This window comes from Flavobacterium sp. MMS24-S5 (assembly GCF_050320125.1).
In the GTDB taxonomy this organism is placed as follows: Bacteria; Bacteroidota; Bacteroidia; order Flavobacteriales; family Flavobacteriaceae; genus Flavobacterium; species Flavobacterium tyrosinilyticum.
Window position 1 is genome coordinate 3,682,151 of record NZ_CP190016.1, and the last position, 13,898, is coordinate 3,696,048.

The 13,898-nt window shown below is 33.5% G+C and carries 11 protein-coding genes, 2 tRNA genes and 1 pseudogene; 8 read left to right on the forward strand and 6 right to left on the reverse strand.

The window, feature by feature from the left end; all coding sequences use genetic code 11:
- Positions 1–54: 54 nt before the first annotated feature.
- Positions 55–873 carry a type I methionyl aminopeptidase gene (gene map / locus ACPWTF_RS16945; RefSeq protein WP_095928550.1) on the reverse strand — a complete coding sequence of 273 codons (819 nt, stop codon included), beginning with the start codon at positions 871–873 and terminating at the stop codon, positions 55–57.
- 236 nt (positions 874–1,109) lie between these two features.
- Here map and ACPWTF_RS16950 point away from each other — a divergent pair, with 236 nt between their 5' ends.
- Positions 1,110–2,363, forward strand: coding sequence for a DUF445 domain-containing protein (locus ACPWTF_RS16950; RefSeq protein WP_427872250.1), 1,254 nt, complete (start codon positions 1,110–1,112; stop codon positions 2,361–2,363).
- Between the two features lie 228 nt (positions 2,364–2,591).
- On the opposite strand, the gene gpmI is transcribed toward ACPWTF_RS16950, so the two are convergent.
- Positions 2,592–4,109, reverse strand: coding sequence for a 2,3-bisphosphoglycerate-independent phosphoglycerate mutase (gene gpmI, locus ACPWTF_RS16955; RefSeq protein ID WP_427872251.1), 1,518 nt, complete (start codon positions 4,107–4,109; stop codon positions 2,592–2,594).
- Positions 4,110–4,250: 141 nt separating this feature from the next.
- A pseudogene (locus ACPWTF_RS16960) lies at positions 4,251–6,679 on the reverse strand (DUF5916 domain-containing protein).
- A gap of 301 nt (positions 6,680–6,980) precedes the next feature.
- Between ACPWTF_RS16960 and ACPWTF_RS16965 the strand changes: the two are divergent.
- A complete protein-coding gene (locus ACPWTF_RS16965; protein ID WP_320492789.1) occupies positions 6,981–7,706 on the forward strand; it encodes a murein L,D-transpeptidase catalytic domain family protein in 726 nt (241 codons plus the stop codon).
- On the opposite strand, the gene ACPWTF_RS16970 is transcribed toward ACPWTF_RS16965, so the two are convergent.
- Both ACPWTF_RS16970 and ACPWTF_RS16975 read right to left on the reverse strand, forming a co-directional pair.
- The gene (locus ACPWTF_RS16970) at positions 7,695–9,278 is read right to left on the reverse strand and encodes a L,D-transpeptidase family protein (RefSeq protein WP_427872252.1); all 1,584 of its coding nucleotides are present in this window, start codon (positions 9,276–9,278) and stop codon (positions 7,695–7,697) included. The two genes, ACPWTF_RS16965 and ACPWTF_RS16970, sit on opposite strands and share 12 nt — an antisense overlap.
- 1 nt (position 9,279) lies before the next feature.
- Entirely contained in the window at positions 9,280–9,717 is a 438-nt protein-coding gene (locus ACPWTF_RS16975) for a GNAT family N-acetyltransferase (RefSeq protein ID WP_427872253.1), read from the reverse strand.
- A gap of 135 nt (positions 9,718–9,852) precedes the next feature.
- Here ACPWTF_RS16975 and ACPWTF_RS16980 point away from each other — a divergent pair.
- Positions 9,853–9,925 (forward strand) — tRNA-Gly (locus ACPWTF_RS16980).
- 98 nt (positions 9,926–10,023) lie between these two features.
- Positions 10,024–10,096, forward strand: a tRNA-Gly gene (locus tag ACPWTF_RS16985).
- A gap of 140 nt (positions 10,097–10,236) precedes the next feature.
- Here the strand turns inward: ACPWTF_RS16985 and pepE are convergent.
- Positions 10,237–10,944 carry a dipeptidase PepE gene (pepE, locus tag ACPWTF_RS16990; protein WP_427872254.1) on the reverse strand — a complete coding sequence of 236 codons (708 nt, stop codon included), beginning with the start codon at positions 10,942–10,944 and terminating at the stop codon, positions 10,237–10,239.
- Positions 10,945–11,107: 163 nt separating this feature from the next.
- Here pepE and ACPWTF_RS16995 point away from each other — a divergent pair, with 163 nt between their 5' ends.
- The 4 genes from ACPWTF_RS16995 to ACPWTF_RS17010 are packed head-to-tail and all read left to right on the forward strand — an operon-like array spanning position 11,108 to position 13,837.
- Complete coding sequence (locus ACPWTF_RS16995; RefSeq protein WP_427872255.1) at positions 11,108–11,875, forward strand: carboxypeptidase-like regulatory domain-containing protein; 768 nt, start codon at positions 11,108–11,110, stop codon at positions 11,873–11,875.
- Between the two features lie 60 nt (positions 11,876–11,935).
- Positions 11,936–12,589, forward strand: a complete 654-nt coding sequence (locus ACPWTF_RS17000) for a carboxypeptidase-like regulatory domain-containing protein (protein ID WP_427872256.1) — start codon at positions 11,936–11,938, stop codon at positions 12,587–12,589.
- Entirely contained in the window at positions 12,579–13,334 is a 756-nt protein-coding gene (locus ACPWTF_RS17005) for a hypothetical protein (RefSeq protein WP_250834029.1), read from the forward strand. Before ACPWTF_RS17000 ends, ACPWTF_RS17005 begins: the two co-directional genes overlap by 11 nt.
- On the forward strand, positions 13,331–13,837 hold the full coding sequence (locus ACPWTF_RS17010) for a DUF6702 family protein (protein WP_427872257.1): 507 nt from the start codon (positions 13,331–13,333) through the stop codon (positions 13,835–13,837). Before ACPWTF_RS17005 ends, ACPWTF_RS17010 begins: the two co-directional genes overlap by 4 nt.
- The last annotated feature ends 61 nt before the right edge of the window (positions 13,838–13,898 follow it).

Genomic DNA, 13,898 nt, shown 5'->3' on the forward strand with positions numbered 1-13,898 from the left:
ATTTCAGTGAAATTTCGACAAAATATTATTTCGTGTTAATTTGTGAAATTTGTGTTATAATACCAAAGGCACTTGTCTGAATTCATCTTCTTCGTTGCTCTCAATTCCAAGGGCTTTGTAGATGTATTTGAAAGTTGATAATAACTCAGGTTTTCCATCAATTAAAGCTACATCGTGCTCAAAATGTGCACTAGGTTTTCCGTCGGCAGTTAAGATTGTCCAGCCGTCTTTAAGTTGTTTGATGTTTCTAGTTCCCATGTTGATCATAGGTTCGATTGCTACAACCATTCCTTCAACAAAAAGCTTTCCACGTCCGCGTTTTCCGTAATTTGGCATTTCTGGTTCTTCGTGCATTTTTTGCCCAACACCATGTCCAACCAATTCACGAACTACTCCGTAACCGTGAGCTTCAGTATATTTTTGAATCGCATTTCCAACATCTTCTACGCGATTTCCAGCTTTAAATTCTCTAATTCCAACGTAAAGAGATTCTTTAGTAACACGTAAAAGTTTTTTAACTTCTGGTGCAACTTCTCCAATTTCGAAACTGTAAGCGTGATCTCCGTGGAACCCATTTTTGAATGCACCACAGTCAACCGAAATAACGTCACCATTTTTAAGAGGTGTATTATTAGGAATACCGTGAACAACTTGAGCGTTTGGACTCATGCAAAGCGAATTCGGGAAATCATACAATCCAAGGAAACTTGGAACTGCACCGTGATCGCGAATAAATTCTTCGGCTAATTTGTCAAGATATAATGTAGTTACTCCTTCTTTAATTTCAGAAGCAATCATTCCTAATGTTTTTGATACGATTAAAGCACTTTCGCGCATCAATTCAATTTCCTCTCTAGTTTTTTGGATAATCATATTTTTTCCATTTTTCAGTTCGCAAAAGTACAATTTTTATCTCATTTTTTATGTAATTTTTTTTCGCCACGAATTCACAAATTATCTCAAATAAAAATCTTAGAAATCGAATTTCATAAACTTCATTAATAAAGAATTTAAAGGTGAAGTTTTGATATAATTCGTGAATTCGTGGCTAATAACTCTTGAGGCTTTCAGAAAAAAGCCATAAATTAGTAGTGCAAATGTTTATAATTATGGAAATTTCTACTGATCAAGATATAGCTAAAGTAAAAGCATTAAAGAAAATGAAAGCAACAGCTTTGTCGCTTTTGGGTTTTGCGGTGCTTCTTTTTATAATTGCCATTTATTTTAAAATTCCAATACTTCAGGCTTTTAGTGAGGCGGCAATGGTTGGCGGAATTGCCGATTGGTTTGCGGTTGTGGCACTTTTTCGTCATCCGATGGGAATCCCGATTTGGCACACAGCGATTATTCCGACCAAGAAAAATGAAATAGGAGAAAACCTTGGAAATTTTGTTTCTGAAGAATTTCTGAATCGCGAAAAAATGGAGGTTAAATTGGACGAATTTAATTTTGCTGTTAAAGCATCAGATTGGATTTCAAACGAAGAAAATGCCAATAAAATAGCAAATGTTGTTGCCGTAAATATTATTCCCGGAATTTTACGAACAATAAAAGACGAAGATGTCAAAAGATTCATTCAGGTTCAATTTAAAGAAAAAATAGAAGGAATTAATTTCGGAAATTGGGTTGCTGTTGCTTTGGAACCTTTGCAAAAGGGAGAATTAAAAAATCAAATGCTGACGAAACTTCTCGAAGTTATGAGTGCCGAATTGACCAATAATAAAGATTTAATCAGGCAAAAAGTAAAAGCTTCGACTCCGCTTCTAAGTTTCGGATTGGCGGATAAGAGCATCACAGAAGGTGTTTTTAATGGTTTGCAGGATTTTTTAAATGAAGCTAAAAAGCCTGAAAGTGCCGTTCGTTTAAAAATTGACGAATATATTTTTAATTTTTTGGAGAAAGTAAAAAACTCCGAGGAAATGAGAATTAAAATCAATGATATGATTTTAGGTTTCGTTGGAAAAAAAGAGGTTCAAGATTACATCAACGGAATTTGGGATGAAATTAAATTGTCCATTACAAACGATTTGAACAAAGGCGATGATTCTTCCATAAAAAATAGCATTTCAAATTTAGTTCAAACTTTCGGAAATGGAATTAAGGAAGATCCTGTTATGATTGATAAAATCAACAGTTTTATAAAAAATGATTTGTTATCGGTCCTTTTAAATAACAAAAAAGTAATTGGAGATTTGATTTCGTCGACCGTAAAAAGTTGGGATGGGAAAGAAGTCTCAGAAAAATTAGAATTGGAAATAGGAAAAGATCTTCAATACATCAGAATCAACGGAACTTTAGTTGGTGGAGTTATTGGGCTTATTATTTATGGAGTGGAGCAGATTTATCATTATTTTATTGTTTGATAAAAAACATTTCCAAATATTGGGTTGTCAGGCTAAGCGAAGTCGAAGCCCATTTACGTTTCATAAGCCTTCCACTTCGCTCAGGATGACAATAAGAGTATTTATAAAATAGTTCTCGCAAAGACGCAGAGACGCAAAGTTTAATATTCTTTGCGACTTAGCGTCTTTGCGAGATTTTTTTAAGTTCCGTTTAAATGAACTTATATCACTTTTATGGTTTTAAATTTTCTACAAAAGCGAATGACAAGTCATTGCATTTGGCTGCTGAACTCCCATTAATTCTAAAATTGTTGGAGCGATATCGCCTAACACACCGTCTTGGATACTTTTTAATTGTTTGTCAACTAAAATAATCGGCACTGGGTTTGTTGTGTGAGCCGTATTGGGAGAACCATCAGGATTAATCATGGTTTCGCAGTTTCCGTGATCAGCAATTACAATTGTTGTGTAATCATTTGCAAGAGCGGCATCGATAACTTTTTTCGCGCAAGCGTCAACAGCTTCACAAGCTTTAATTGCAGCTTCCATAATTCCTGTGTGCCCAACCATATCGCCATTTGCGAAGTTTAAACAAACGAAATCAACTTCGCCTTTGTTCAATTCCGGAACAAGAGCATCAGCCAATTCGTAAGCGCTCATTTCTGGTTTCAAATCATAAGTTGCTACTTTTGGAGAGTTTCTTAAGATTCTTGACTCACCTTCAAAAGGAATTTCTCTACCGCCGGAAAAGAAGAATGTTACGTGAGGATATTTCTCAGTCTCCGCAATTCTTATTTGTTTTTTGCCTGCTTTTTCTAAAACCTCACCAAGTGTTTCAGTGATATTATCTTTATTGTAAACTACTTTTACGTTTTGGTACGTTTCGTCGTAGTTGGTCAATGTTACATAATAGAGGTTTAGTTTGTGCATGTTTTGCTCGTGGAAATCTTGCTGAGAAAGCGCTTCAGTAAGTTCACGTCCTCTATCTGTTCTAAAGTTAAAGAAGATCACAACATCGCCTTCAACAATTGTAGCAAGAGGTTTTGCATTTTCATCAACAATAACAACTGGTTCGATAAACTCATCTGTTACGTCTTTTGCGTAGCTGTCTAAAACACTTGCAACAGCGTTCGTTGATGGAGTTCCAACGCCATTTACCACTAAATCGTAAGCTAATTTTACACGTTCCCAACGTTTGTCACGTTGCATTGCATAATAACGCCCAATAATAGAAGCAATTTTTACTGGAGTATCTTTAATATAATCTTGTAAATCATGAATATATTTTCCTCCCGATTTAGGGTCAACGTCACGTCCGTCTGTAAAAGCGTGAATGTAAACTTGATCTAAACCATATTCTTGAGAAGCATCGATTAATCCGCGAAGGTGTGAAGTATGTGAGTGAACACCACCATCTGAAACTAATCCTAAAAAGTGTACTTTTTTATTGTTGTCTTTAGCGTAAGTAAAAGCATCAATTAAAACTTGCTCTTTTGCTAAAGTTTTGTGTTCTACAGCTAAATTTATTTTGGCTAAATCTTGGTATACAATTCTTCCAGCACCAAGATTCATGTGTCCAACTTCGCTATTTCCCATTTGTCCTTCTGGAAGACCAACATTTAATCCGTCAGTTCTAAGTTGAGCGCTTGGGTAATTTTTGTATAGACTGTTTATAAAAGGAACATTTGCATTGTCTATTGCAGATACTTTAGGGTCAGGAGATTTTCCCCAACCATCTAAAATCATAAGGATAACTTTCTTGTTCATTACATTTTTGTTTTCTACAAATATAAGGCATTTCTAAAGTTTGAAACCTGAGGAATGTTACATTTATATTTAATAAAATGAACTATAAAAAAAAATATTGATTTAATTAAAGAAGCCTTTATTTTTTAAAATTAATTCACGCTAAGCTCTTTTTCTGACTTTATTTTTGACGGCATTGTAGTCAATAAAGTATTTGACACTTATAGAAAAGATATGTTTTAGGGCATCATTATTTAATAATCCTGCCACATTGTGTCTGTAATCTTTATCAATAACTCGTTCAAAATTAGCAGCATTATTTCGGTACAGTGCCAAAGCTGACTTCCAGGTGCAAACCACCAAGAATAAGATAAATCGGCATTCCAAGAATAGAAACTTGAATTTTTGTTGTCCGTATATTGTGGATACGGACTTAGATTTCCGTTTGATTCTAAAGTCAGAATATCTTTATTGTCTGCATAAGACCAATATTGGCGAACCGCTAGATTTATAGTCATTGCGCTGTTAATGGCATATTTTCCTCCTAAAGTGTTAGAGTACGTAATGACGTTTCGGTTGGCAAAAATGATATCATTTGGAGTGGCATCATTATCGTCGGCATCAATCTGATCGATGTAACCTTTATTGTTATTTTTTCTTAAATAACTAAAGAAATAAGTGAGTAAAAGTTTATCGCTGAAACGATATCTCGGGCCAATATCGAAGCCGTATGTAATGCGTTCAGACTCATCAAACAGATATAATGTTCCATTTAAATCAATCGCAAATTTATGGTTGTAATTGGTTGAAATACTTCCCCAAGTTTCTATTTTTCGCGGAATTATTACATATCTGTTGTCGGCACGCGGTTCGTAATAATCATTAATTTCTATAGGATAAAAAGTGATTCCGGTTCCGTAGTAATTATTTTTTACGGTAGTTAGATTTAAGTTCGCATTAACACTATTGTCCTGCAGTTTTCCAGATTCTTTGTTGAATTCGGAATACATATTATAATTGATTCTAAATGTATTAAAACGTTTAGTTGGATTTAGAATTCTATAATTGGCATTTCCGTAAAAGTTGTAATAATTGGTATAGAAATTAATCCCAAGATCATTCGGATCATAATCTTTAGTGACAAAATCAGAACCTATGCTGTATCTGTAATTTCCGCTGGTTTCGGCTAAACTTACAGTAGAATAAAAGCCATTTTTATCTTGAAGATCATTAATGTGGCTGTATTTTACGTTTCCAAATAAACTATAAGTATTGGCTTTTGTGTTTAAGTCCCAAGCCAGACCCGTTACGTTTGCATCTCTAGTGTGGCCATTTCGAGTTACATTGGTATTGATAAAAGTAACCGATGAGTTTTTTCTAAAGCGCTGATCCAAAACCAACACATTATAATTGGTGAGCGGTTCTACAATTACTTGTCTTGTTTCGCCATTTTCGGTATTTTTTATGGTGGCAAAAGTTTTTTCTGTAACAGCATTTAAAACCCCAATTCCAAGTCCGTTTTTTGTCCTTCCTGATAATTTTAAAGCGTTAACTAAATTTACTGCGGCGGGCAATTCGGTAATTTCTTCATTTTCATTTAATGTGGGGTCGATAGATGGAGTGCCCCCAATTCTTCTGGAATAAAAAATATTTCCTTTACTAAACAAATCTGTTCCTTCTGTAAAGAATGCTCTATTTTCGTTAAACTGTTGTTCAAAAGGGCCAAGATTTAAGATCTGATCGTCATATTTTGTCTGGCCAAAATCTGGAATTAAAATAGCATCAACTGTAAAAGCATCTGTTATACCATATTTGATATCCATTCCGCCTTTAATTGTTCCGTATGTTTTTTGTCCCTCGGCAGCATTTAAATAATACGATGCATAAGGCATAAAGAACAATCGAGTAGGAGGTTTGATGTTTTCAATTCCTTCCAATGTTCCAGCCTGTTGTGTAAAAGTGCCAATCTTTCTGTCGACAAAATTCCAAGTATATTTATAACGGTCACGTTTAATTTCTCTAAAGAAGTTAATTCCCCAGATTTGTTTGTTTTCTCCTGAAAAACGCAACGCCGAGTACGGAATCTTCATCTCAACCACCCATCCATTTTCTGCCATAGCGGCTTTACTGATCCAAACCGCATCCCAAGAATAATCTTCACCATTTGCATCGGTCATGATGCAATCGCCTTGAACATCGGCTGCAGAAACGTAAAACATAAAGTCCTGTTGTCCGTCATTGAAGCCGTTTATAAAAACACCAAATAGATCTGCCGTTCCAAAATTATCACGCTGAGAGATTTCCTTTAAAATTTTAGAAGGCTCATCATCGTACATCATTGCGGCAATATAAATGGCGTCATTATTATATAGGACTTTTACTTCTGTACGTTTTTCATGCGGAATAGCTTTTCCATTGTCTGGCTCCAGCATGATAAAGTCTGTAGCAACTGGTACATTTTCCCAAGCAGGTTCATCTAGTTTTCCATCAATAGAAATAGTGTGTGAAGTTACTTGTGCCTGAATTGATTTTTTCTGGCCATAACTCCATACAGAGCATATTAGAAAACAGAAGAATAGAATTTTTTTCATTGGTTTTTTGATGCGAAATAAAATGCAAATGTATTTTTTATAGTAGCAATAGACTCTATTTTGTTCTACTTGTTACAGTTTTTGTTTCAAGATTTCCATTTTTGTTTCATTTTTTTTAAGAAATAGACCAAAATGTTGTGATTTTTTCTGTAAGGCAAAATCTTACAGAAGAAGCATTTTTATGTTAATAATGTTAAAGTTTAAGTAAAAAAGGCCTGAAAATCAGGCTTATATTTTGCAAGGCGTGATTTTTTTATATTTTTGCGATACCCAAATTTTTTGTTTAACCTAAAGAAATTCAATGATTTACAAAATTTATCCGCTATTTGTGTTTTTGCTGTTGTCTTTTGGAAAAGATTCAAAAAGCACACCCGACCTTAAAAAAAATGCCACTGTAAAAGCGATTGCTAAAGTCGAAAAAGTTACAGTAGATTCTAAAATCGAGAGCGTTTATAATTCATTAAATTCAAACAACTTTAAAATGCCCGAACTTAAAACTTTCTCGGAAGCTTTAAAAGGATTTTATTTGTTGAAAGAAAAAGGAGTGATTAAGAAAAACATCTTAACACTGATTGATTTTAGTTTGTCATCAAACTCCAAACGTTTGTGGGTGATTGATTTAACTAGCAATACTATTTTATTTAATTCTCTTGTCGCTCACGGAAGAAATACTGGTGAAGAATTTGCTTCAGCATTTTCAAATCTTAACTCTTCATTTAAAAGCAGTTTAGGATTTTATGCAACTGGCGAAATCTATCAAGGAAAACATGGTGCTTCACTTCGTTTAGATGGCTTAGAAAATGGCGTAAACGACAATGCTCGTGAAAGAGGCGTTGTAATGCACGGTGCAGACTATGTATCTGAATCTTTCATCAGAGATCATAAAAGATTAGGCAGAAGTCAAGGCTGTCCTGCAGTTCCAGTTGAATTGACAAATGAAATTATTCAATTAATAAAAGACAAATCGTGTTTATATATCTATCATCCATCTAGAAGCTTTTCGATGGAGGAGAGGTTAATTTCTTAATTGATCATATAAATCCGAATCTAAATCATAAATATCAGCTCTGAAAATGAGCTGATTTTTTTTGCTCCATGCCGTCCAATACCATTGATATAAAGCATATTTTTTGGTAATCTTAAAACTCATCGTTGTTTTGCTTGCAATAATTGTGTCGATTCTGTCTTGAGGCCAGTTTCCGTCAACATCTAATATGTGTTGTGCAAGTTCTAATGGATTTTCAACACGCACACATCCAGAGCTCATAGAACGATTATTGCGTCCAAAAATACCACGGTGATTGGTATCATGCAGGTAAACACTGTGATGGTTTGGGAACAAAATTTTCATTAATCCCAGCGAATTATCAGAACCAGGACTTTGTACATATCGATAATTATTAGGTTTTTTTTCATTCCATGCCATTGGAGAAACTACCTTTCCAGAAGTATCATAAATCGTAATGTTTTTATTGGCGAGATAATTTCGGTTCCTTTTCATTGCTGGAACTACATCTTCTTTTAAGATTGTTGGCGGAACAGTCCAAGTCGGATTAAAAACAACTGTTTTTAAGAAAGAAGTAATAATAGGTGTTCTTCTTTTGCTAGTTCCTACTACAACATTTCGAACCAAAGTGGTGTCCTGATTTTCAACAACGTTTAAGCTGTAATCGGGAATGTTAATGATAAAATAATTTTCAGCCAATTCTGATGGATACCATCTCCAACGCTCCAAATTGGCAATTATCTGTTTTTTTCTGCTTTCTTTAGAATGGTTTAAAGCACGGATAGTTCCTGCTCCGATAACGCCGTCAGAAGCTAAGCCATGTCTTTCTTGAAATCTTTTAACAGCTTCAAAAGTTTTTTGATTGTAAATCTTTGTAAGACTGTCTTTTCCTGACATATCGTTCCAATACAAAAGCCTTTTTTTGATATTTATTAAAGCAGGATTAGTATCGTTTAAAACGATTTTATCAGTAGCTTCAATCGGTTTTACATTATCATCTGGAAAAGTGTTTATGATTTGAAGTGCTTTTAACAGCTCTTTGTAAATTTGTGTTTTAGGCTGAATGTTTTCAACAATGCTGTCCAATTTGTTTTTATTGAATCCTTTAATTAAAACAGAATTTACATCAAATTCCTTCGCGTCCAAATCCCAATTGGTATATAATTTTTTAGGGTCTAGCTTTCCTTTATAAATATGATTAAGATATTTCTCAAAATTATAAGTCAGTAAAATGTCATAAGCGGCCAAATCTTTATCGCTAAGCGAAGTCACTTTGCTTTCAAATTTTTTCAGCTGAGATATTTTGTAATCTTCTGGTTCTAAGCCTAGTTCTTCAGATTTTTCTAATTGCGATAAAACAAAAGCTCTCTTTTTAAGATTACCCCATACTGTTTGATTTTCAGATGCAATGTAAAATTGTTTCAGCGTTTCGCTTTTAAAAACGTTTATCGTTGCAGTATCTATTTCAACTTTTCTCTCATCAGTAAGTATAATTGCTGGCACCTTTTTTTTGACAATCGGTGTGATTTCGGGGCGCTCTTTTTTGCAGCCCACAAGAATACATATTACTACTAAAAAGTAGATTTTTTTCATATTATAATTTTTTAAACATCAAATAATGTTCGCCAACATCTTTAATATCAAATGATTCGCCTACTGTTTGGTAGTTCATTTTTTGATAAAAGCCTACGGCGGCTGTTCTTGCGTTGAACCAAATCAGATCCACTTGGTTTTCATTGCAATAGGTTTCACAATGTCTTACCAAAGCCTCTCCAAACCCCTTTTTTTGATGGGTATTTAAAACTGCCATCCCACGAATTTGCGCCTGATTTTGTGCGGCAAATATAGTGTTGATTTTATCAAATAATGAAATAATTCCTATTAAATCTTCATCCTCAAATAAACCAAAATGATGAGTAGACTCTAAATCATCGCCTTCAAACACGCAACTTTCGATAGGTTTTCCTTTTCTTAAAACGGGTTGGCGAACAGCATAAGTTTCTTTTGATGTAATTTCTCTAATTGTAATCATGATTTTTTGAAAAAATATTGCATTTATAACTTTTTAATTTTAAATAAGTTATAAAAAAATGTTGTTTTTTATTGATTTTTTTTGCCGAAAAGCTTGTTTTTAACTGAACTTTCTTTCTATATTTGCACAACCAATGCGAAAGTAGCTCAGTTGGTAGAGCTCCAGCCTTCCAAGCTGGTTGTCGCGAGTTCGAGCCTCGTCTTTCGCTCTAGAAAACAAACTTTTTAGTTTTGTTTTTGTGAAAATAAAATTTTTGATTTTTATTTGTTTTTAAAATTAAAAGTTTTAAATTTGCACCCGGTTAATGCGAAAGTAGCTCAGTTGGTAGAGCTCCAGCCTTCCAAGCTGGTTGTCGCGAGTTCGAGCCTCGTCTTTCGCTCTTCAAAAGCCTCAAACATTGTTTGAGGCTTTTTTGTTTTTAGACTAAACGTAAATTCCAATATTTTTAAAATTCCAAATCCCAATTCTGTATTTATTATGTTGAATTAATTTTGGAATTTGGAATTTTAAAATTGGATTTTACTTTAAATCACTTAACTCGCTTTCTGGTTCTAACTCTTGAGCCTCTTGATTTTGTCTAAACAATCTAGCAGATAAAGAACCTTTCAAAGTAATTTTATCGCCTTTTACTTCAAGCCAGCTTCCTTCTCTTAAACCTAAAACCGGAATCGAATTGAATGCATGAAATTCTTTGATTCTTGTTTCGCGAGTTTCTCCCATGTGTTTAGATTGCAAATCGGCATCCAAATAATGTGGGTTTAAGTTAAATGGAATTAATCCTAAAGTCTGAAAACTTGGAGGATAAATAATAGGCATATCATTCGTAGTCTGCATTGACAAACCGCAAATATTGCTTCCTGCGCTTGATCCTAAATAGGGAGTTCCATTTTTTACAGTTTCAGAAAGTAACTGCATAATATTATTTTTATAAAGTTGGGTAACTAGTAAAAACGTGTTGCCCCCGCCTGTAAAAATTCCTTCCGCATTTTTTACAGCATCTTGTGGGTTTTCAAATTCATGAATTCCTTTAACATCAATGTTGATGCTTGCAAAAGCCTCTGAAGCTTTTTGGGTGTACTCGTCATGGGAAATTCCGCCAGGACGCGCATACGGAATGAATAAGATGGTTTTACAGTTTTTAAAATGTGTTTTTAAAGTAGGTAAAATATATTCTAAGTAGTTGCCTCCATGTAAAGTAGAGGTGCTTGCAATAATAACGCTTTTCATGTTTTTTAAACTCAAATTTTGTTTGTTAAAGATATTAAAAACTCTGTTTTTGTCTAAGTTTTTAATGGTTTAATTAACATATTTTTACGAAGTCATTAGTATTAAATTTGGAAGGACTTGAGATATTTTTACCATTTTAAGAATATTTCTAATTTATTTTATTTTGCTTCAGAAAATTACTTGTTTTTTAATTGTGGTCGCGGGCCAGGTTTGTTGGTCTCAAAGTCAAGATCGTTCTGTTTTCAATGGAAAAGTGGTTTCGAGCACTTTAGATTTGGAAGGTATCTATGTGATTAATGCGCAAACAGAAGAAACAGTAACAACGAATGCGTCTGGATCTTTTTCAATCTTAGCAAAACCAACTGATGTTCTGGTTTTTTCTTCAATAAGTTTTAAAGAAAAAAGAGTGATGCTGAAACAAGAAGATTTTTCAAATCTTAATTTTTCTGTCAATCTTACTATGATTATGTATCAATTGCAAGAGGTGGTGGTAAAACGGTATGATAATATTAATGCCGAAAGTTTGGGGATAATTCCTATGGGGCAAAAGAAATATACTGCAGCAGAGCGTAAATTACAGACGGCGACTGCGTTAAATGCTACAGCAAATGCAGGGTCAATGGCTGGAGGTTCTATTTCTGCAGATCCGTTGCTGAATTTCTTTTCAGGAAGAACGGCTATGCTTAAGAAAGAAGTTGCGGTTGAGAAAAAAGAATTTTTCATGAGACTTCTGGAAAATATGTTTAGTCTGGATCATTTTATTGACCGATTAAAAATTCCGGCAGATTATGTAAAGGGATTTGAATATTATGCGATAGAAAATGATAAGTTTACGGTGATATTGAATTCGAAAAATAAAACTTCTACAGAATTTCTTTTAGGAGAATTGGCTGTAAAATATAAAGAAATGATTGCTGGTGAGGATAAATAAGATTATATCGATTATTGTTTTTCTTTTTTTGTTCAGATTGGTTTTGGGCAAAAAACAGATTTGAAGTTATTGGTGGGAAGAGTACAAGAGCAATCGACTTCGCTTGAAGGGGTTAATATTATAAATAATGCCACACAGGCCGCTACGGTTTCGGATTCTGATGGTAATTTTTCGATTGGAGTGCATGAAGGAGACGTTTTGGTTTTTTCTGCTGTAAACTTAGAGCCTGTTAAACGAAGAATATCGGCAGAAGATTTGACTGTCAGTTCTTTGGTTATAAAAATGACGGCTAAGGAAGTGGAGTTAAAAGAAGTAATTGTCAATGAAAACGCGAATATAACGGCTGAGAATTTAGGAATTATTCCGTACGGACAAAAAAAATATACGCCTGCAGAACGAAAACTTTATACGGCAAATTCGACTTCTGTAGATAAGTTGTTAAATGCGATTTCGGGACGAACTTCGATGCTGAAAAAAGAGGTGAATGTAGAGAAAAAAGAAGCGCTTTTTAGAAAATTGGAATACCTTTTTGAGGAGAATTATTATACAGATCGATTGAAAATTCCAGTAGATGATATTAAAGGATTTCAATTATTTTGTGTGGATGATGCTGATTTTGCTGTATCTTTGAATATCAAAAACAAAACAATGAGTATGTTTTTAATCACAGATCTAGCAAGAAAATATCTAACAATTCTCGAAAATGAAAAATAAATTAGGAGTACTCGTTGTATGCTTATTTTGTCAAATTGCATTAGGGCAAAACGGTTTCAGGAAACCATTACACGGTCAGGTTATAAATGATTTTTTAGCCATAGAAAGTGGTTATGTAATGAATATTAATGCCAATGTTAGGACATTTATTGGTTCTGGCGGTTTGTTTGATATTGTTGCACAGCCAAAAGACACTTTATTGTTCTCAGGCCTTACATTTCAATCAAAAAAAATAGTTTTAACCGAAAAAGATTGTGCTGAGATCCTTTTAAAAGTAAAATTAGATTTAGTTAATAATCAGCTTAAAGAAGTTGTTGTTCATAAAGAATTAAAGGTAAAAGCGTTACAAGGCGGTTCGCAGAAATATGTAGATATGCAGTTTGAAGACGATCAGCAGTCTACTGCAAAAAACAATGCAATGCTTTCTGACCAAACTATAAAGTACGGAACCGATTTTGTTCGAATCTTTAAAGATGTCAAAAAACTTTTGAGTAAAAAAGACGAAGTAAGAGAGGAAGAAGTTACAGATATTGCTTTTGTAGAATACGCTAAAGATAATTTTACAAAAGATTTTTATTCTAAAACGCTTAATCTGAAAGATGATGAAGTAGAGCTTTTCTTAATGTATTGCTCAAACGATCCGCATTCTAAAGACTTGGTAAATCCAGATCAGAAGTTTCAGTTAATGGATTTTATGATTAATAAGAATAAAGAATTTAAGAAAGCTGAGGCTACTCAAAAATGAAAAAAAAGTTAGTTTTCCCTTTGCTGGGAGTTTTGTTTGTATTGTCTTCGGCATTTGCTTTTCATAAATTTTATGTTGGTGTTTTTCAGGTAAATTATGCGGCAGAAAAGAAAATGTTGCAAATTACTTCCCGCATTTTTATTGATGATTTGAATAATGCAATGGAGAAAAAGTATCACAAAAAGACATTTGTTGGTACAAGCAAAGAAACTCAGGCAGATGTTGAATTATTAAAAAAATATTTATCAGAACACTTTCTGATTAAAGTAAATGGGCAATCAAAAACAATAACTTTTTTATCCAAAGAAGTAGAAGCTGATGATGTTTTGGTCTGTTATTCCAGAATTAAGGATATAGATAAGTTTAAAACACTTGAAATTTCCAATACAATTTTGGTAGATTGGAATTCAGAACAGCAAAACATTACACATATTTCAGCATTTGATACAAAAAGAAGTGTTCTTTTTACAGAATCTTCAAGGAAAGAATTGTTAAAATATTAAGGTATTAGTAAAATTAATGTTTTAATTACTATTTTCACAGCCTAAAGAAATTACCATTAAA

Coding starts and splice junctions, on each gene's coding strand:
- map (WP_095928550.1), bottom strand. CDS start 873: ATGATTATCCAAAAAACTAGAGAGGAAATTGAATTGATGCGCGAAAGT.
- ACPWTF_RS16950 (WP_427872250.1), top strand. CDS start 1,110: ATGGAAATTTCTACTGATCAAGATATAGCTAAAGTAAAAGCATTAAAG.
- gpmI (WP_427872251.1), bottom strand. CDS start 4,109: ATGAACAAGAAAGTTATCCTTATGATTTTAGATGGTTGGGGAAAATCT.
- ACPWTF_RS16965 (WP_320492789.1), top strand. CDS start 6,981: ATGATTTACAAAATTTATCCGCTATTTGTGTTTTTGCTGTTGTCTTTT.
- ACPWTF_RS16970 (WP_427872252.1), bottom strand. CDS start 9,278: ATGAAAAAAATCTACTTTTTAGTAGTAATATGTATTCTTGTGGGCTGC.
- ACPWTF_RS16975 (WP_427872253.1), bottom strand. CDS start 9,717: ATGATTACAATTAGAGAAATTACATCAAAAGAAACTTATGCTGTTCGC.
- pepE (WP_427872254.1), bottom strand. CDS start 10,944: ATGAAAAGCGTTATTATTGCAAGCACCTCTACTTTACATGGAGGCAAC.
- ACPWTF_RS17005 (WP_250834029.1), top strand. CDS start 12,579: ATGAAAAATAAATTAGGAGTACTCGTTGTATGCTTATTTTGTCAAATT.
- ACPWTF_RS17010 (WP_427872257.1), top strand. CDS start 13,331: ATGAAAAAAAAGTTAGTTTTCCCTTTGCTGGGAGTTTTGTTTGTATTG.